The organism is Rahnella victoriana, assembly GCF_004330295.1.
Classification (GTDB): Bacteria; Pseudomonadota; Gammaproteobacteria; order Enterobacterales; family Enterobacteriaceae; genus Rahnella; species Rahnella victoriana.
This window is the reverse complement of sequence record NZ_SJOJ01000009.1, coordinates 131,456-150,316: the sequence shown is the minus strand read 5'-3', so window position 1 is coordinate 150,316 and position 18,861 is coordinate 131,456. Positions and strand designations below refer to the sequence as shown.

General features: G+C 50.2%; 15 protein-coding genes. 4 read left to right on the top strand and 11 right to left on the bottom strand.

Annotation, left to right across the window (positions count from 1 at the left end; translation table 11 throughout):
* Positions 1–197: 197 nt before the first annotated feature.
* The 5 genes from EYY67_RS09805 to EYY67_RS09785 all read right to left on the bottom strand — a co-directional run bounded on the left by EYY67_RS09805 (position 198) and on the right by EYY67_RS09785 (position 7,780).
* Complete coding sequence (locus EYY67_RS09805) at positions 198–863, bottom strand: T6SS immunity protein Tli3 family protein (protein WP_131693404.1); 666 nt, start codon at positions 861–863, stop codon at positions 198–200.
* A gap of 10 nt (positions 864–873) precedes the next feature.
* Positions 874–3,072 carry a T6SS effector phospholipase Tle3 domain-containing protein gene (locus EYY67_RS09800; RefSeq protein ID WP_131693403.1) on the bottom strand — a complete coding sequence of 733 codons (2,199 nt, stop codon included), beginning with the start codon at positions 3,070–3,072 and terminating at the stop codon, positions 874–876.
* Positions 3,073–5,580 carry a DUF2345 domain-containing protein gene (locus tag EYY67_RS09795; protein ID WP_131693402.1) on the bottom strand — a complete coding sequence of 836 codons (2,508 nt, stop codon included), beginning with the start codon at positions 5,578–5,580 and terminating at the stop codon, positions 3,073–3,075.
* Between the two features lie 448 nt (positions 5,581–6,028).
* Complete coding sequence (locus tag EYY67_RS09790; RefSeq protein ID WP_242675596.1) at positions 6,029–6,991, bottom strand: glycosyltransferase; 963 nt, start codon at positions 6,989–6,991, stop codon at positions 6,029–6,031.
* Between the two features lie 453 nt (positions 6,992–7,444).
* Entirely contained in the window at positions 7,445–7,780 is a 336-nt protein-coding gene (locus EYY67_RS09785; protein ID WP_095924537.1) for a hypothetical protein, read from the bottom strand.
* A gap of 630 nt (positions 7,781–8,410) precedes the next feature.
* On the opposite strand from EYY67_RS09785, the gene EYY67_RS09780 reads away from it, so the two are divergent.
* Positions 8,411–9,547: a porin gene (locus tag EYY67_RS09780; RefSeq protein WP_095924538.1), complete on the top strand. Its 1,137-nt coding sequence runs from the start codon at positions 8,411–8,413 to the stop codon at positions 9,545–9,547.
* Between the two features lie 66 nt (positions 9,548–9,613).
* Here the strand turns inward: EYY67_RS09780 and EYY67_RS09775 are convergent, their stop codons facing one another.
* The gene (locus EYY67_RS09775; protein ID WP_095924539.1) at positions 9,614–9,835 is read right to left on the bottom strand and encodes a hypothetical protein; all 222 of its coding nucleotides are present in this window, start codon (positions 9,833–9,835) and stop codon (positions 9,614–9,616) included.
* A gap of 506 nt (positions 9,836–10,341) precedes the next feature.
* On the opposite strand from EYY67_RS09775, the gene EYY67_RS09770 reads away from it, so the two are divergent.
* Positions 10,342–11,094: an HNH endonuclease gene (locus EYY67_RS09770; RefSeq protein WP_242675595.1), complete on the top strand. Its 753-nt coding sequence runs from the start codon at positions 10,342–10,344 to the stop codon at positions 11,092–11,094.
* Positions 11,095–11,143: 49 nt separating this feature from the next.
* Here the strand turns inward: EYY67_RS09770 and alsS are convergent, their stop codons facing one another.
* Entirely contained in the window at positions 11,144–12,820 is a 1,677-nt protein-coding gene (gene alsS, locus EYY67_RS09765) for an acetolactate synthase AlsS (RefSeq protein WP_131693401.1), read from the bottom strand.
* Between the two features lie 27 nt (positions 12,821–12,847).
* The gene (gene budA / locus EYY67_RS09760; protein ID WP_095924542.1) at positions 12,848–13,630 is read right to left on the bottom strand and encodes an acetolactate decarboxylase; all 783 of its coding nucleotides are present in this window, start codon (positions 13,628–13,630) and stop codon (positions 12,848–12,850) included.
* Between the two features lie 102 nt (positions 13,631–13,732).
* On the opposite strand from budA, the gene EYY67_RS09755 reads away from it, so the two are divergent.
* Entirely contained in the window at positions 13,733–14,605 is an 873-nt protein-coding gene (locus EYY67_RS09755) for a LysR family transcriptional regulator (RefSeq protein WP_095924543.1), read from the top strand.
* Position 14,606: 1 nt separating this feature from the next.
* Here EYY67_RS09755 and yfiB read toward each other — a convergent pair whose 3' ends face one another.
* The 3 genes from yfiB to yfiR are packed head-to-tail and all read right to left on the bottom strand — an operon-like array spanning position 14,607 to position 16,987.
* Positions 14,607–15,104, bottom strand: coding sequence for an outer membrane lipoprotein YfiB (yfiB, locus tag EYY67_RS09750; RefSeq protein WP_095925272.1), 498 nt, complete (start codon positions 15,102–15,104; stop codon positions 14,607–14,609).
* A 15-nt stretch (positions 15,105–15,119) separates the two neighbouring features.
* On the bottom strand, positions 15,120–16,400 hold the full coding sequence (gene dgcN, locus EYY67_RS09745) for a diguanylate cyclase DgcN/YfiN (protein WP_095924544.1): 1,281 nt from the start codon (positions 16,398–16,400) through the stop codon (positions 15,120–15,122).
* Positions 16,401–16,402: 2 nt separating this feature from the next.
* Positions 16,403–16,987 (bottom strand): regulatory sequestration protein YfiR, encoded by a 585-nt coding sequence (yfiR, locus tag EYY67_RS09740; protein ID WP_229920920.1) that lies wholly within the window; start codon positions 16,985–16,987, stop codon positions 16,403–16,405.
* Positions 16,988–17,569: 582 nt separating this feature from the next.
* Between yfiR and EYY67_RS09735 the strand changes: the two genes are divergently transcribed.
* A complete protein-coding gene (locus EYY67_RS09735; protein ID WP_095924545.1) occupies positions 17,570–18,853 on the top strand; it encodes an HAAAP family serine/threonine permease in 1,284 nt (427 codons plus the stop codon).
* Positions 18,854–18,861: the final 8 nt, after the last annotated feature.

The window sequence follows — 18,861 nt, the reverse complement described above, 5'->3', positions numbered from 1 at the left end:
AACACCGGAAACTACAAAAAATCCGAAATAAAAAACGAGCGCACAAATTGGCATCGTCCATCTGTAGCCAGGCAGACTAATTAAGATGTAAGAAAGCAATATCGAGAACCATGGATAAAGAGAAATAATGTATGCCCAATTATCCCACGTTTTGATGTTATTCAAACTTATGGTTGAATTTTTTGTAGTTGCCATTATTACTTCTTATCCTCAATAGAGGATGACCCTAAGTTCGGGTCACAGCGCATATGATCCCAACCGATATAGTTTTTGACTTCAGGTACTTGATGCGGTAGATCCTGAAAATTTTTTGCTTCCGAGAATGTCATTTTGTAGCCATACCGCTGGTCTTCAATCGCTCTGAGAGATGCATAGTCTTTACCCCAACGTTCGCCAAAAGGTTTTGAACTGAGATAGAGTTCCCCCTTTTTAGTCAAAATAAAAGCTTGGTCATTGATGACCGTGAATGACTCAATTTCACCGGAGCTAGGGTTTGAACTTCCCCCCGGAATGGCTCCGCCTCCAGGTGAATAACTTGCTCGCTCCCAAGTTCGGCCATAATCTTTTGAAATTAAAAAGCCAGAGTTATCGTAGTAACCGATGGCGATATATCTCTCCGAAGGATGGATGTAGGTTGAGGTAAATAGCTGATAAAATTGAGAGGTAACCTCGGTATGAATTTTCATTTTCACATCGGTGTACCACAAGGCTCCAATGCAACCAAAACCGGTAAGTTCTAGGTATCTATGATCGTCAAAACGATACACAACTTGTGTAGGTGGCGTATTATTTGATGTTGAACTTTGATCACAACCCGATAAAATTATTGTTCCGTACAGCAGCATCAATTTGGAAACAGACATCCCTTTCTCCTTAAATTTTTGGCTCAGGCATATCCCACTGCAGTACGGGATCGCTTTTGGGGATCGGTTTAGGAACGATGCCCATTTCAATTTCTGCACGGCTACGTGGAACAACTTTTTCTTTAAGCCCACCAAATTCGTTCACTACACCAGAGTCTCCAGTTGGCATTCCTTTTTCTCGCTCTGGCTTATTCATGAACCCTTTAAAATCAATTGGTAACTTCCCATTCTGATAATAATCTTTAACTTTAGAGTCAGGATTTCGCTCCTGTCGCCAATCTGCCAGCAGCAATAAATCTCGCCAAAACTCACCTTTCTTTATCTCAAAGGCATTACAGCGACCGATCGCTAAATCGAAAGCCATCGCTTTGCTGGGTACGTCTTTGTTCGCTACAATCGAAGAATGTTGACTATAAGTAATAACGTTTTTGCTGCTCTTAAGCCTTTCCTGTACTTCTCCCTTCGTCATCTGGCGTTTAATCAGCAGATCCTGACCGGAGGTTGCCATCATTTCTTGCGACTGACCTTGCCAGTCAATTTTTTCACCTGACATTGCCCGGATGTTATAGATTTTGCTTATTTCATCCAATTGTTCTTGGTTAAGCGCATCTCCAGGATGCAGGCTGTAAAATGCCGGTGTTTTAGGCTGCGGGATTGGCATTGCAAGAAACTCCTGAGCTGCCATAGCCGATCCGGCAAGGTCTGGATCGTTGCCATCCAAAACGGCACGATACCTTTCAGCAGGAACATCTGGGTTAGTTTGGTGACGTTCTGGATTATCCTGCCCCATTAGAGAAAACTCGAAAGGTTCAGGTAACAAAGGTGCGTTGATAGTCACGTCATAGAAGTGATAACTGGCGTTAGTTTTCCCTACTTCTGGAGCGTCTTTATCCCCCTTGGGGAATAAAAAGTGCAGGTCTGTGCGGTCACCAATTTTGAAGCCTTTACAGAATGCCCGTTGACGGAAATTATCGCCCAACGAATTGCGAATGGCATCCCGCACACCACTCCAGCCGAAGCCCTGTATAGGGAACATGGAAACTACACCGTCATTGGGGCAAAAATAGTTGTATACCAGACCGAAGTTGTTCCGTGAGAACAAAGGATTTCCCCATTGTGAAACCGGGGGCAAACACATTTTTTTTGTGAGTTCTTTCTGATAGGCGCCATCGTGGGGTTTTCCTCCATTGTACAAAGGATTAGTGCCCATAAGTTGGCAAAAGTGAGCTAAGGTTTTCTGTCTGGCGTTATCTGTTTGCTGGTTCCCTGGGGAAGTATTTTCGAGCCAGCGATTCTCCAGCGAATAGGGGGAGTGGTTTAGAATGACACAATCAGCCGGAGGTTTTCCTGCTTCTTTAACCCACATATTTGCCAGCATAGTAATAATGGTACCCTGGCTATGTGCAACGATATTAATAGCATCATTTTTAGTCGCATCGTTATTTCGAATTTCCAATATCAAATTCGCTAGACGTCGTGCCGCGTAGGCCTGGTAAATACGATGAGGGTTATCGTAAATTGGGTGACTCCAGTCACCGTCGTTAAGTTCTGAACGGGACAACTCTCCGATTAACTTCAGTGCTGCGCCGCTGGCACCCGGGCCAAACATATCGGGAATATTAGTTGTCGCATTGGCAAAAGTCCCACCACCTTTCGCAGCGGTGCGGTCTAGCCAGTTTCCAAAATTATCAATGTTTTGGTCATTAAACTGAGCGATACGCTTGGGATCTTCTTCCCTGTAGGCGTTATAGGGAATATTGGCCTCATTATGCAGGCTCTTTAAATCCTGTTGGTAAGCTTTCTGATCAGCCTCCCAGCTCGCTTTATCTACGGGTTTATACCCCCAATAGAAAGGGATCACGGGTGAACGGTTCAGGCCATCAATACAGGTTTGGTGCTTCACATCACAGGTTTTAGTTGTGATATTTCCTTCAATATCTGCTATCTGAAATTGTTTTTCTATCCAGCTATGTGGATGTAAATCTGTGCGATTGAGACGATTATTTAGCCCTATGCAAAGACCAATGTCCTGGTTTTGGTAGGCTTCTCCAACATCATTAACGCCGTGGACCAATATCACAATACATGGCAATGCAGGATGTACCTCGCAAGTCTGAATCAACATAGCGCCTGAATCACTAGGCCTGCCGGTGTCATCTTCTGAAATAATCCCGCACGAACGTATAGCATCATTATTATCGTTGCTCATTTACTCATCCTTGATCAGTTCAATGACTAGTTTTTCCAGTTCATTCATTTTCAATAAGGGGGATTCACCGTTACTGTCGGTAACCCCTTCTACTACGGAGCCATCAGATTTCCGAATCCTGAATTTTTGCTCGGCTAAAACCCAGTCAGGGTTGCCTTTACTATGAAGTTTGTACTTCAACCCAAAGTCGCCCTGTTTGAACGATGGCATTGCTTGGCTGACGCTGTCTCCATCCTGGTAAATCAACTCAGGTGATTTTTGTAGAATACGGGTAGGAGCAAGCTCTTCGATCACCCCGTCTTTGATACGGATCCCAGCCCCTCCACACATCAGTAACAGCTCTTTCTTCGCGTTCAGCACGATGCGGCCGTTGGTACTGGTGATCTGCATGTCCTCGAAGGAGGTCAGCTCCATCTGGTCTTTTTGCGCCTGTAGCTGCACCTTTCCTGCAGCAGCGATGAGCTTGATGCCTAACTTGTTCGCAAATACGGAGAACAGTTCACCGGCGGCAACTGAGAAACGACGGAATACGCTGAAACTGACATCCTGGCCGGCGGTGGCCACCAGATTCTTACCTGCAGTTTGTTGGATCGTTTTCGGCGTGGTGTGCGCAATACCGGCATCGCCATAGACGACGACACCTGGCTGAGCGAGTTTGGTGAGGTCTGTCTTGAGCAGCTCCTGATCGGTGGTTTCTGCCGGAGACGCCTGAGCGATATCGGCGGTACTCTTCAGGGTTTTGGCCAGAGCCAGGGCTTTTTCAAGCTGGGCAATGGCGGCATCCATATCCAGTTGCTGTCCCTGAGCACTATTCTTCGGCTCGGTAGAAAGCAGCACGCCTTTACCGCCGCGAACGGCAACATAGGCATCAGTTCGCAATTCTGCGCCTTCACCTCGTTGTTTTCTGGCACTGTCCACCAGGTGTCCCAGACTGAGCTGGCTCTTACCTGAATGTACCGTGCTGATTTTTATATGTTCTTTGCCCCGCTGGTCCTCAAGTCGAATCTTATTTCCAGAAGGAGTGCGGATGACGTTCCGCTTGTAATTCGGTAACGCCACATGATCCGGGTGCGTTGAATCATGCAGTGCATAGGCAATATAAGGCCGGTCAACGTCACCGTTCTCGAACGCAATCGCCACGCCGGTGGAATCCAGTAGCGGCATGTGGAAGCCGTAGGTATCACCGGAATACGGTTTAGCCAGACGTAGCCAGCAGCTCTCAAAGCCTTTCTGCCATTCGGTACGGTCGAAACCAAACTGGGCGCGGTATAAACCGTCGGCGTTGATGTGGGCGTAAGGTTCGTCCGGATGTGCGCTGGAGATGCGGGCAGGCAGCGTGCCGGTGACGGTCGGCCACGGCAGCAACGCAGGGCGGTACGGATGCTGAGTATTACGCGGAACCGCGGTGAAGGTGACGAAGTACGCCGTATCGCGGGCGACGTTCGTAGAGTTGGTGGAAACTATCAGCAGACCGTCCGGCGCTTCCGGCCAGTCTTTGCCGGGCGTGGTGATGACCATCCCCGGACGCAGCGTCATGCAGTTGGACTTACCCTCAAAAACGATCTGCTCACTGATGTAACGTTCCTGACGGCGTTTGGCGTACCACATGCCCTGTCCGGGCTCGCTGCTGAATTCCTTGCCCGGCTCAGGATAATACTCACCCCATCGGTAATCTTCGGCAACCAGCGCCGGATAATCCGGATTAGTCTCCGCTGTGCCGGTCATATCGCTTTGCGCAGCGGGATAATAGTCGTCGTTAACCGTGACTGACTTCGGAATGGCCTTGCGGCTGACCGACATCTCCCAGACTGATTCCAGGCCGCCGTCGAACATGCCCGCCGGGTTACGGAACGGGATGGCGACCGGTTCCGGCCAGGCGTAAGAATGGTCGGCCAGCACCATAACGTCGCAGTTGTTTTCTTCATCATATTCAAAGAAATACGAGATACCGCTGTCGGCAAGACGTCGTGCAACGTGCGCGTACTCGCTTTCGCCGAACTGCATCATGAATTTTTTCAGCGGATACTGATCATTGAGCGCAAACCTAAAATCCAGCCGGTCCATGTTGTAACGCAGGAAGGTGTTCTCGGTCATGCTGATGACGCTGTCATTCTGGTAAATCGCGTTATTGCTGCCCTGATTTAATCTTGTGACGCGGTGTTCCAGCGTGGCGACGTAACGGGTCTCATCGGCAGAAGTGCTGCACTGACGGAACTGCGTGATGACACCGGGGATAATGCGTGGCTTAACCGATTCCCACGGTTTGCCGTCGGGGTACATCAGAAACAGGGCGGTATAGTTGATGATGTGCTGGGCGGGAATGTCTTTCACCGCGCTGGTAAACTCAATCTCATAGCGCAGAATATCGCTGATGGCCTCGCTGCCGCTGAACTTGAGCACAGAAATATCAACGCCTGGCCGCTGAGATTCAAGCCGTTTAAGTCTTAATTGGTAATGGTTGTGGATCGGTAATTTACTGCCTGCAAGAATGTAATCCTGAATGCTCATCGTTTAAGTCCTTTTAACGCTCATGGGCGTGAATGCCAAAACTGAAACCAAATAACGGGCAATCACGTTATGTAAACAGCAATGACTACCTAAAGCTCTTCCTGCTTATCAATCCATAGTACAGCAGTGGAAGGCGATGATAATTGATGGTCATAATCCAATAATAAAGCATTGATGGTGTGAATATATCAATGAGTTTAAGTTTTCTGCATTAACAGAATACTTACAGCACACCATTGTCTTAAATCTTCCGTTCCCGAAATGAGAAAGTAGCATAAGTCAGTGATGCACTAAAGCAAACTAGGTCACGGAAAAATGTAACGAAATTATTAATGAGGGAGGGTGTGGAGATTTATTAGGACTATTCTCGCAAATCACTCGGATTTTTCTTTGGCGAAAAGTCTGAGTGATTAGATGCTTGCTAATTAATTGAATGATCGCGCCTTCACTAAAGCCAGATTTTTCTCATCAACTTGATAAAGAACAATGCATCACTAATGTTACTTATTCCTTTGAATAAACAGTGCAGCGATATCTGAGATATGAAATTAGCTTTCATGCCAGAGGTATTCTGAACCCTTTTCCGGTAAAGTCCCAAAAAATGCCGCGCTTCGACCAAAGCATGCCGAAACAAAAACAGGCTGATGTCTTTGTTTTCCTCCAGCCGGGCCAGCCGGATGATTTCCGCAATCACTTCTATATAGCTTTGTGCCCGGACGTCAAAATAATCGCTGCGATGCGTAATGGAATCCGCATTCACCTTATAAGTGTAATCTTTGCTGTCGGATAAACAGAAACGACCATTGGCCGCTGCAAGGTGAATCGTCCAAGGAATATCTTTGTGGCTTTTGCCAGCCTGAAAGGATAAGGAGTGCTGCCGGATATAGGACGATCTGATGATCTGCAGCCACAGGTAATGCGGCCATTCGCGGTGCGTCACGCAGTGGCGTATCCAGTCATGGCCGGATGAGGTTTGTCCGTAAGGTTGTCGGGTATGTACCGGTGCCCTGAATGACCCTGAGTCCGTACGCCAGGCATTGAAAATCGCCACGTCAGCCTGGGTTTTTACGGCGGCCTGCCAGCGTTCAAAAATGAATCCGTCTTCGACATCGTCGTCAGCGTCGAGAAATATTACCCATTCGCCGCGATGAATATCTAATGCAGTATTCCGTGCCGCGTAGACCCCCTGATTGTTCTGCTCAATAAGGATAATTCTGCTGTCGCGGATATCCCGGACAATGCTGCCGGTTCCATCAACGGAGCCGTCATTGACGATAATAAGTTCAATATTGATACGGGTTTCACTGAGGATCTTAGCGATTAATCCGGCGAGGGTATCAGCCGCATTATAGACAGGGATGATGATGCTGACATCGATCATCTGAGATTGTTTTTCCTGAACGAGCGTCATTTAATTGTTATGCCTTTTGACGGGGATTTCTCTTTTTTCTCGTATTTCGATCTGAATGTCATATAAGCAATCATCACAAAGTTCTTTATCCTGAGAAAATAGCCGTTCGATGAAATGTCTTTTCTTATTACATCGGGTACACCTTTTCATATGTCATCTCTCAGGAACGGCATTATGCAAATGTTGTTTTCAGGACGAAATAAGCCCCGACTGCATCAACAGCCGTACGTAATATAAGCACCTTATCCCGCGTCAAGGAAAGCCAAGGATAACCAGAGTACGCGGGTAAAAGATAATCGTTTTGATAGATCAATAACTAAGAACTGATCGTTATTACCGATCGACGAACTGAGGGACTTTCTTCATCCCGCGACCAGAATGTCATTAAGGGTTGCGCCGGAGATATCGCGAATACGATGTCAGCGATATCTCCGGCGATGGCTGATACTTTGGTCAGTTCATCGGATACACCGTAAACTTTTTGGTTTTGGCTAGCCCGCAGTTTGCCTGCTCGCTTAATTCAAAAAGTACAGGCAGCAGATGAGCGGAGGCTTTCAGGTAAGCACTCACCTGCGCAATGCCTTCCGGGGGCACTATCTCGCTGTTCTCCAGCCCTTCGCTTAAGCACAACAACCCCTGACACAAGCCATCGGCCGACTCTGAAGCCAGCGCATTCAGATCGTATAACTGCGCCTCCTCTAATTGACTGAAATCCAGCCCGGCCATAAGCGAGCGAAAGACGGTGATGGAGTTGGTGGTAAACGCGGTGTTGTTATCTGAATCAGTCATACAAGTCATTCCATTGTCAGTGAGTCGAGGCCCCCGGTACTGGCGGGGTGATTGCCGCTGCGGAGAAAACTCTATGCCTGTTCGTGAATCAAAGAAATAGCCTGTGTTTATTTACAGTGGTTTGTTGTCAGATCTGGAAGATGTCTCGCAAATTTCTCACTGACGATCGGCGATATTACCCACCAGAACGGTATTCATGAGATAAAAAATGAATTTGGTTAATTAATAACAGTGTTTGCCAGATATTATTCTGACGAATTAAAATTAACTCAAATTATAACTAATGAAACGCAGTGGTTGTCACGTTATGTAATTATCACGCTGGCACGATTTACTTATTGATGCTATTTTGCAGAGACAATTGTTATTAAATATTTCAATGTGAACGCCCCGATGATTGACAATAGATTAATTACCCGTCAGGTTGATAATTATTTGCGCAATAATACACAATTCGTTTCCGTGAGTTACATTTAAAAATCTCTTTGTCTAATAATCATCCTAAATATATTTTTCTCTTATAGGGAACTTTCTGATTTTTCACTTTGTCCCCCGACATACCTATGTTAATTATTTATACGCGGCGCAAGACCGCACACACATCACATAAATAATAAAGACAGGGTAATAATGAGCAATTTAAAAGCGTCAATGTTAATTGGCGGCGTCGTGCTGTCGGCGTTATCAGCCAGTGCGCAAGCCGAGATTACTGTTTTAGATAAAAATCCTCAGAGTAATTCTTTGCTGGCACCGCTGAGTTTGCAGGTAGGCGGGAGTATTCGTCCTGAGTGGATTTTCAATAACGGCCCGGAGCCTGGCTATTATAAAAATGGTCACGATGGCGGCACCCGTTTCCGCTTCCGTGGTGATTATAAACTGACGCAAGACACCTCCATCATCGCTTACTACGAGCTGGGTGTGGACATGGCGAACCTGCTGGGTATGAATGATCATTATCCGGAAGGGGGTCAGCGCGATACGCAGCGTCAGTTATATGCGGGCTTTAAAGACGACCGCTACGGGACATTAACCTACGGTCACCAGTACGGTATTTATTATTCCGTCGTCGGGATTAAAAGTGACGTCTGGGATAACGATGGTCATGCGGGCGGTACCGGTATTGGTATTAACGGCAGCTATGATGGCGCGAATAAGCCGAAAAGCAGCCTGAAATATACCAATGACTTTGGTCCTGTGACGTTATACGCCAACTACCTGTTGCCGGAAGATGAAATTCAGGCGGGTGAAGGGCAGCATTATCGCCGTAATAACGGTGGTGGTTTGGGCTTCGATTATAAACTCACCAAAGATTTAGTCTGGAGTGCGGCTTACAGCCTGACCGACGCCACTGTTAAAGATAATCAATATAATGAAAAAGATTATCATCAGCAGTTGTCCGGTACAGCATTAACCTGGCAGCCAAATAACTGGTACATCGTCGGTACCGGCAGCTATTACAAAGATTTCGTGCCAAGCACCCGTGAAAATCCTGTCGAACACTACTTCGCAGGCAGCGGTTACGGTGTGGAAGGGTTCGTCGGTTATACCTTTAATATCGACAAACCGTTCCTGAAATCTATCCAGCCATACGTTGCAGCCGATTCCCTGCAACTGAAAGGCGGCGAAGAATACCACGCGAACCACGTTTATCTGGGCGCGGGTACCACCATCGGTTACGGCCTGTCCGTTTACGTGGAACGCACCTTAGCGCATACCACCGACGACGAAGCAGACGCCACCTGGGTGACCGTCTTCTACGATTTCTAATTCACACGCCTCGTGGATCCTCAGGCCAGCGCATCTGCGCTGGCTTTTTTATGTCTGCAAATCCGCTTAGTGCGTCAGAGGTTCCGCCACTTCTATATCCACGACATCATCATCGCTGAATGGCATTTCCAGCGACTGATACAGCACGTCCAGCCGTTCGCACAGAATATAGCTCAGCAGATCTTTCGCCTGCGGATTATCCAGCGACACAATGGCATAAGACAACGCACGGCAGTGATCGACGATCTCTTCCAGTTCCAGCGGGGTATTGTCGTAAAGGTTAGGCATTGTAGGCCTCCGGTGCGGAGGTGATTGAACAGCATGTAATTGCGAAGACATTTTCCATTTTAGTTACTCCATTGGGTGCAATTCACGCCACCAACAGAGACGCCAAACCCTGGTGGTAGCTCGGGCGAAGTTGGCGTACCGATCCCAATGTTACCGGCCAACCTTACGGTTGCCTCGCCCGAGTCACCATAATAAAGGTGAGCAGACGCTGTGCCAAATGAGAGACGCTATTTACGCGAGCTCAAGCACCATTGGGATGTCGGAACGCCAATTCCGGCTGCGGATTTTGCCGCAGCTAAGAGAGTCTAATACTTGAGGATTTGTACAGTAAGCGGAATTTTTAAGCAGTTTTCAGTTTTGCGAGGTGTCTTGGGAAAGGGATGAAATGGGATGGAATCATATAATTCATCTTTCTAATATTCATTAGAATGATCAATCGATAAAATAATTCCTAGAACCTATGGGGAAATATTTTATTACTAGCGAGCCGACGCTAAGGATTGAGCATGCCGAGTTACGATTTCGTAGTAGGAGAGAAATACACAAGGGCTGATGTTTATCGGATTTGTGAAGTGCCTTTAGAAAAGCAAAAAGGAGAATGGCTCACCGGATATCGCGTATATGAAGGACGGTATTTTATTTTTTGTACTGTAGGGGGGGCGGGGCGAACCGGTGATGATCATGGTAATCATTTTATCGATGAAGATTTATTGTGGCATGGAAAATCAAAATCTCACCTTGGTCAAAAATCCATTATTAACTTGCTTGCAACTGGCAGCGAGGTTTTTGTGTTCTATCGCTCGCATGACAGAGAACCTTTTACTTTCGTGGGGTTAGGAACACCGAAGATCATTAAAGAGACGCAACCTGTTGAAGTGTTGTGGTCATTTTCAAATGCACAAGTTCCAGCATCTCTACCAGAAGAGGTGTCTGAGCCAGAGAAGTTCATAGAAGGTTCGGTCAAAACTATCACGATCAATGCCTATGAACGTGACCCTCAAGCTCGACAGAAATGCATCGACTATTACGGATATGTATGTGTAGTTTGCGGATTTGAATTTGAGAAGGTTTACGGAGCTTTAGGTAAAAATTTCATCCATGTGCATCATCTCAAACCATTGGGTGAAATTAGAAAAGCTTATGAGGTCGACCCCGTGAAAGATTTACGGCCTGTGTGTCCCAATTGCCACGCCATGTTGCATAGACGAGAACCAGCCTTGTCGATTGAAGAACTCAAAACACATCTTAAAAATCAATAGAGTGAATATAAAGAGGCGCATTTCTGCGCCTCAGTAAAATTATTCACCCCTAAAAAATCCGCCCCATCTCCAGCTGTCCCATCAATAACGCGTTATCGCTGTAATCCACCGGGACGGCGACGACGGCGGGGCCTTGTACGTCCATGGCGGCGCGGAGGGTGCTTTCGAGTGTTTCGGCGGAGGTGACGGCAAAACCTTTGGCACCGAAGGCGTCGGCGTAGGCTTTGAAATCAATCGGGCCGAACTGGATGCCGGAGGTGCGCTGGTATTTTTTCTGTTCCTGGATTGCCACCATATTGTAGGCCTCATCGACCCAGATGATGTGCAGCAGGTTGACGCCCAGACGTACGGCGGTTTCCAGTTCCATGCTTGATTGCATAAAACCGCCGTCGCCGGATACCGAAACCACTTTGCGGCCGGGATCGACCAGCGCGGCACCGATCGCCCACGGCAGTGCGACGCCCATGGTTTGCTGACCGTTGGAAATCAGTACCTGACGGGCGCGGAAGCTGTAAAGGTAACGGGCGATCCAGATGTGAAAACTGCCCATATCGACACACAGCGTCACGTCGCTGTTGACGATGTCCTGCATCGCGCGCACCAGACGCAGCGGGTGGATCGCAAACTGATGCAGGCTGCGGCCTTTCTGATCCAGCAGTTCACGTTGCTGGCGGCGATCTTCGAGGATCGCGATGGCAGAGGCGCTCAGGTCGATGCGCTGCGGGATCTGCTCCGTCAGCAAATCCAGGGTGTCGGCAATGTCGCCCACCAGCTCGACGTCCGGCAGGTAGTCGCTGTCGGTCTCGGCGGGCATCACGTCGATGTGCACCAGTTCGGCGCTGCCGTTACTCCATTGCGCCGGTTCATACTCGACCGGGCTGTAACCGATGGTGATCACCAGATCCGCGTTGCGCAGCAGGCGGTCACCGGCCTGATTATTGAACAGACCGACGCGACCGGCAAAGCGGTGGAAAGACGCCTGATCGATAACGCCTGCCGCCTGATAGGTGCTGGTGACCGGCAGATCGCTTTTATGCAGCAGGCGGCGGATGGCTTCGGCGTTGCGCGGCTGGCTGGCCATCAGGCCGAGCAGCAGCACCGGATTTTTGGCCTGTTTCAGTAACTGGGCGACCTGCAATATCGCCTCGTGCGGCGCGCTGCCCAGTACCGGCGGTGGCGAGGTGAGTAATTTGCCGCTGGCCGGTTCGTTGACGATATCCATCGGCAGGCTGATAAAGGCCGCGCCGGGACGGCCAAACTCGGCGGCGCGAAAGCCGTTCGCCAGCACTTCGGCCAGCGCAGAAGGCGAGGTGACTTCGGCGGAATACTTGGTGACCGGGCGGAACATCGCGACGGTGTCCATGGTCTGGTGCACCTGTTTTACGTGGTCGGCGCGTTTTACTGCACCGCCGAGCGCGACCAGCGGATCGCCTTCGGATGTCGCGGTGGCGACGCCGGTGATCAGGTTCGAACAGCCGGGGCCGGACGTGACCAACGCGACGCCTGCTTTGCCGGTCAGGCGGCCCACGGCACCGGCCATAAAGGCGGCGTTGGCTTCGTGGCGCACCGGAATCGTTTTGATGTGGGAATCGACCAGCGAATCAAACACGCGGTCTATTTTGGCGCCGGGAATGCCGAATACATGTCTGACGCCCTGGGCTTCAAGCTGCGCGACGACCAGATCCGCACCGCATGTCCATTCACGTTGGCTGTCTGAATTTTTCATGGTTTTCATCCTTCTGTCTGCGGTCTGTTAACTTTCAACTGACTGAATCGCATCATTTAAATCATCAGGACTTAAATTGGCGTGCAGGAAATCACTGTCCTGCGGGAAGTCGATCAACAGCTTTTCGACCGTGCCGAAGGTCAGCACGCCGCGCTCAACCTGATAATCCAGCACATGGCCGCCGCTGCTGCGTTGCTGATTGATAAAGTGTTCGTGATAACCCGCCACATTGATGCCCTGCATATACGCGGGGGTCAGGAAACCAATCAGCACGCCGTGGCTGTGTTCGATATGAAAGGTCGGCTGCGCCTCAATGGCCTCCTGCATCGGTTTATACGGACGGTGCTGTTCCGGCACGGTACGGGTCTCGACGCGGCTGAACTCGCCATCAATGCGCAGCGCGCAGAAGGTGTTCTGGCTGGCGACGGCGGCGTCGATCACCTCGTGGATTTGCCCGCGGCTGTGCGGCCGGTCAATCACGTATTCATTCGTCGGGTTAAAGAATGTCATGACGGCGAACGGCGTTTTTTGTTCCGGTGTTGCACGGCGGGCGCTGCCGTCGCCGCGCAGCTGAAAGATATTGCTGTTGAAGGCGATCAGTTCGCCGTCGAGATGGTTAAAGGTGCCGAGACCAAAATCGCCGTGTTCCAGCAGGTCCGCCATCGTGGTATCGCCTTCGTAGACGCCGCTCAGCAGGGCGCTCATCAGTGACGACTGGTAAAGCACGCGGTCAGGGTGCTGATGTTTAAACGCGGTCGCCGTGCGGGCAATATCGGCGACGCAGGAGCAGGACTCAGAATGGCTTTTCATGCAGGAACTCCGTTCGAATAGTTAACTTTGCTAACTAAAGGTTGACGCCATTCTGCCCGGAGTTCCAATATGAGGAGGTGTTCACTTTGAGACGTTTTTGATATGGAACTTCGTCATCTGCGCTATTTTGTCGCGGTAGCAGAGACGGGCCACTTCACCCGTGCTGCCGAACAACTGGGGATCTCCCAGCCTCCCCTGAGTCAGCAAATCCAGCGGCTCGAACACGAAGTCGGCACCCCTTTACTCAAACGTCTGACGCGCGGCGTTGAGCTGACCGAAGCCGGAAAAGTGCTGTACGACGACGCACGAACCATCATCAAACTGACCGATACCGCCCTGGAAAGAACGCGTGCCGTGGCCCGCGGCATGAACGGCACGCTGCGTATCGGCTTTGCGACCTCGACGGCGTTTAATCCGCAGGTGTTTGCGTTGCTGCACCGCTTTCGCGACAAGTATCCGGGCATGGTGCTGGAGCCACAGGAAAAGGACATGGCGGGGCTGATGACGGCAATGAGCGAGGGCGCGCTCGACGCGGCGTTTATCCGTCTGCCTTGTGAGCGCAGTAAAGAGTTCAGTTACAAGGTGCTGGATATCGAAGAAATGATGGTGGCGTTGCCGAAGAAACATCCGCTCAGTCAGGGGAAAGACGTCCGGCTGGCGGCGTTGCGCCACGATACGCTGATCACCTTTCCCCGCGATTTATCGCCGGGGCTTTATGATGCCGTGACACAAGCCTGTGCGGAGGCCGGATTCTCCCCGCGCTACGGGCAGCAATGCCCGCAAATTACCTCGGCGCTGAGTATGGTGGCGACAGGATTTGGTTACGCGCTGGTGCCTGCGTCGCTGAGTAAAATCGATGAAACCCATGTGCGTTGTCTGCCCCTGGCGGGGCAGACGTTAACGACGCAAATCGCGCTGGCCTGGCGCAGAACGGATAACTGCAAGGCGGCGCTGCATCTGGTGGGATTGTTGTAACTTACACCACAATAATCACAGACACCCGGCGGTTCTGGGCGCGTCCGGCCTGGGTTTTATTGCTGGCCACCGGCTGGCTCTGACCTAATCCACGGGTATGGATATTGGCGCGCGGCATGCCGGCCTCAGCAAACGCGGCGGCGACCGTATCGGCGCGGCGCAGCGACAGATCCCGGTTGTAACCGGCGTCGCCGTAGTTGTCGGTATGGCCGTCGAGGTTGACTTTATTCAGGCCGACATGCAGCAGTTCACCGGCCAGTTTTTCCACCGACTGCTGACTCTCTGCCGACAACGTCGCCTGATTGTTGCCAAACAACACTTTGGCATCCAGCCCCAGTTCCCAGCCTGCGTCAGTCTGTGAGAAGCCGTTTTTTTGCAGCACCGCGATCTGCTCCGGGGTTAATCCCGCCGGTTTGGTCTGACAGGCGGCCAGCAGCAGAATGCACAGCCCCATAGCGGCGAACTGACACCAGGTCTTGAACGTGTTGCAGGTATTCATGGTCATTAATTCCTTTTAGTCTTTCATCACGACAGGAAGCGGCATGCCTGAAGAGACGTGCCAGCAACTGCCGGAAATTTTTTTCGAGCGGTACATGGCCTCATCGGCCTTATCCAGTAACTCTTTCGCGTTGCTGGCCTGAGAAGGCGAGAGCGCGATACCGATACTGAGAGACACATCCAGCGTCTTGTTATTGAGCAGGATGACGGGTGTTTTCATGATCTCAACAATGCGTTCGGCAAAGGCGACCGCTTCGGCGGTGGAAATCATCGGCTCAAGCAGGATCGCAAACTCATCGCCACCCAGACGGGCCAGCACATCGCCTTTGCGCAGCGTTTTCGCCAGCCGTTCGCCAATCACCATCAGCACGCGGTCACCGGCAGCATGACCCAGCGAGTCGTTGATCTCTTTGAAGTTATCGACATCAATAAACAGCAGCGCCAGTGAAAGTGCCGGGCGCATCGGGTTGAAGCATTGATTGAGCGTATCAATGAAAAACGCGCGATTATGCAGTCCGGTCAATCCATCATGCAATGCTTTTTGAGTCAGCGAGACGTTCTCATTACGCATGTGGTTTTCCCAGGCTTCCAGCTCGGTCAGCAGGCTGTTGAAGTCCTGACTCAGCGTGTGCAGTTCGACAATCGGCGCGGAAGGTACGCGCAAATTAAACGAACGGTTGGCGCTGACGTCGTGCGTGACGCGGGTAATGTGGCCGAGGGCATCGACAATGCCTTTTTGCATCCGGCGGGAAAAATACAGCGCGACCAGCGCGGTCAGCACCAGACAGCCGAGCAGACTGAGCACGGTTTCCAGCAGGAAGCCGATCAGGCTGCCGCCATTACCCGCCAGCCACACGGTGCCAATAAGCGATCCGGAATGGTTCACCGGCAGGGTGATTGGCTCCGGGAAGGCAAGGTGTCCGACGAACTGGCCGAGCTTATCCCAGTTGCTGTTCACCGGGCGCGACCATTCCGTAAAGGTCGCACCGGCAGGCGTCAGAATTTTGGCCTGAGTGAAATCCCCTCTTCTGGCGATGAACTCCAGCGAATCATGGGCGGCGGCGGGGTCGTTAAACACCAGCGCGGCTTCGGTGGTGTAACTGATGGCGCGCGCCGTCAGTTGCAGATTACTTTCCGCGTGAGAGCGAAGGGCGATCAGCGCCAGCAGGGTCAGTAAAAACCCGGCCAGACCAATGGCGGTCAAAATCACAATCACATGGATTCTGTTCAGCGCGGCACTCAGCGTCGGGCGCTGGCGCGGCGGCTCTGTGTCAGGAACAGGAATTTTATTTTCCATGGTCACTCCTTTTCCCTGGCAAGTTGTAATACGGCAGGATTCACCCGCACCCCGCTGCGTGACAGCGTGTCCAGATTCAGTTTGAATCCGGTATGAACGGGTGTGATCACCAGACAAAAAGCGTTCAGTAATGCACAGGCATCATCCTGCTCACCGATGGTTAAAATGGCGTGGCCTTCCAGACGCTGATGCAAATCGTTCTGCTGTTCCGCCGTCGTGCTGCCGGAATAAAGGGCATCACACTGCGTCAGCAGCGGGCTGTCGAAAGGAAGCGTCAGGACTTTAAGCGGCCGGCCGGTGAAGGCACTGCCATCGGGTGTGAGCTGCGCGGCGTATTTCACCGGCGGGATAATACAAAGTGTCAGCGCCTGGGACGCGGTACCGCCCGGCCAGCGTGAATAGCTGAGGATGCCGTTAACGGTCTGCGCGACAGCGGCGTTGGTCGGGGCATCACCGGTTTCCGCGATGCCCTGCGTCAGCGGGGCGACCAGCAGCAACATCAGCAGCGCAAAACCGTACGCTGCCTTCACTAAACGGCGGATAAGGTTTTTTACTGACGGGCAAAAAGGTGATCGGGCTTTTCCCATTGAGTCGCTCTGTGTTTCTTCCGTTGAAAGTGTTTCTCCGGAATAAGAATAACTTTATCGGCAATACTTCTGAAAGCGTCAATAAAAAGTTTTTTGCCCCGCTACTTCTGCCGCGCTGTGCCGATTTTTTTACACAAGTCAGGAAAACTGCGCATCCTGAAGGATCGCTAATGGATTCAGGATGACAATTGAATGCTTTTTAAACAGCACTGTTTTAAGCATGCCGACGATAAATAATACACATTGCTGGTATTTCAACCGTTATTAAAATAATAGTCACGGCGATAACAAAATATGACAAAAAATAAATGTTACCGTAATCACTATTTGATGAATTTAAATTGCAGGAAATGTTAATGGATTGGAATTTAAAGGAATATCAGACCACATTTTAGGGATATTCGTGACCATGATCTCAAAGCCACGCTGTTAGCCAGATTTTTATGCTGCCGATAGGTATCATGCCCGCATTAATGGTATGTTTTAGCCGTCAGGATGGTTTTTTCGATGACGGGTGCAGTAAAAAAACATCAACCATTCTGGGGAAACGGACTTATTTTAATAATCAGGTACTGAGGAATCATGGATAATACAACAATCGGGACGCTGTCTGGAAAATCGGTAAGTTCCTGGCGCAAAACTGACACCATGTGGATGTTAGGCTTATATGGAACGGCAATTGGTGCAGGTGTTCTCTTCCTTCCTATTAATGCCGGTATCGGGGGGTTAATACCGTTAATTATTATGGCCATTCTCGCCTTCCCGATGACATTCTTCGCGCACCGCGGATTAACCCGTTTTGTTTTATCGGGTAAAAATGCCGGTGAAGATATTACCGAAGTGGTGGAAGAGCATTTCGGTATTTCAGCCGGTAAATTAATTACCCTGCTTTATTTCTTCGCGATTTATCCGATCCTGCTGGTGTACAGCGTGGCGATCACCAATACCGTCGAAAGCTTTATTACTCACCAGATGCATATGAATGCGCCACCGCGTGCCTTGCTGTCATTGATCCTGATCCTCGGTTTAATGACGCTGGTGCATTTTGGTCAGGATATGATCGTTAAAGCGATGAGTATTCTGGTGTTCCCGTTTGTGGCCGTGCTGATGGCGCTGGCGCTGTACCTTATTCCTAACTGGAATGCGTCGGTGTTTGAAAACGTCTCCCTGTCCGGTAACGGCGTGGGTCACGGTATGCTGATGACGCTGTGGCTGGTGATCCCGGTGATGGTGTTCTCGTTTAACCACTCGCCAATCATCTCTTCTTTTGCGGTGGCAAAACGCAAAGAATACGGCGATGAGGCAGAGAAAAAATGTTCGCGCATTCTGGCATTCAGCCACATCATGATGGTGATCACCGTAATGTTCTTTGTTTTCAGCTGTGTCCTGAGCCTGTCTCCGGCCGACCTGATGGAAGCCAAAGCGCAGAACGTGTCTATCCTGTCTTATTTGGCGAACCACTTCTCCAATCCGGTGATTGAATATATCGCGCCGTTTATTGCCTTTATTGCCATTACCAAATCTTTCCTCGGCCATTATCTCGGTGCGCGTGAAGGTTTCAACGGTATGGTGATTAAATCCCTGCGCAGCAAAGGTAAGAAAATTGCCCTGCCCACGCTGAACCGTTATACCGGCATCTTTATGTTATTAACCACCTGGTTAGTGGCAACCCTGAATCCAAGTATTCTGGGGATGATTGAAACGCTGGGCGGCCCGATTATTGCGATGCTGTTATTCCTGATGCCAATGTATGCCATCCATAAAGTGCCGGCGATGAAAAAATACAGCGGCCATATCAGCAATGTGTTCGTGGTGATTATGGGTCTGATTGCCATGTCAGCGATTGTATTTAGTCTGATTGGTTAATAATTAAT

Coding starts and splice junctions, on each gene's coding strand:
- EYY67_RS09805 (WP_131693404.1), bottom strand. CDS start 863: ATGTCTGTTTCCAAATTGATGCTGCTGTACGGAACAATAATTTTATCG.
- EYY67_RS09800 (WP_131693403.1), bottom strand. CDS start 3,072: ATGAGCAACGATAATAATGATGCTATACGTTCGTGCGGGATTATTTCA.
- EYY67_RS09795 (WP_131693402.1), bottom strand. CDS start 5,580: ATGAGCATTCAGGATTACATTCTTGCAGGCAGTAAATTACCGATCCAC.
- EYY67_RS09790 (WP_242675596.1), bottom strand. CDS start 6,991: ATGACGCTCGTTCAGGAAAAACAATCTCAGATGATCGATGTCAGCATC.
- EYY67_RS09785 (WP_095924537.1), bottom strand. CDS start 7,780: ATGACTGATTCAGATAACAACACCGCGTTTACCACCAACTCCATCACC.
- EYY67_RS09780 (WP_095924538.1), top strand. CDS start 8,411: ATGAGCAATTTAAAAGCGTCAATGTTAATTGGCGGCGTCGTGCTGTCG.
- EYY67_RS09775 (WP_095924539.1), bottom strand. CDS start 9,835: ATGCCTAACCTTTACGACAATACCCCGCTGGAACTGGAAGAGATCGTC.
- EYY67_RS09770 (WP_242675595.1), top strand. CDS start 10,342: ATGCCGAGTTACGATTTCGTAGTAGGAGAGAAATACACAAGGGCTGAT.
- alsS (WP_131693401.1), bottom strand. CDS start 12,820: ATGAAAAATTCAGACAGCCAACGTGAATGGACATGCGGTGCGGATCTG.
- budA (WP_095924542.1), bottom strand. CDS start 13,630: ATGAAAAGCCATTCTGAGTCCTGCTCCTGCGTCGCCGATATTGCCCGC.
- EYY67_RS09755 (WP_095924543.1), top strand. CDS start 13,733: ATGGAACTTCGTCATCTGCGCTATTTTGTCGCGGTAGCAGAGACGGGC.
- yfiB (WP_095925272.1), bottom strand. CDS start 15,104: ATGAATACCTGCAACACGTTCAAGACCTGGTGTCAGTTCGCCGCTATG.
- dgcN (WP_095924544.1), bottom strand. CDS start 16,400: ATGGAAAATAAAATTCCTGTTCCTGACACAGAGCCGCCGCGCCAGCGC.
- yfiR (WP_229920920.1), bottom strand. CDS start 16,987: ATGGGAAAAGCCCGATCACCTTTTTGCCCGTCAGTAAAAAACCTTATC.
- EYY67_RS09735 (WP_095924545.1), top strand. CDS start 17,570: ATGGATAATACAACAATCGGGACGCTGTCTGGAAAATCGGTAAGTTCC.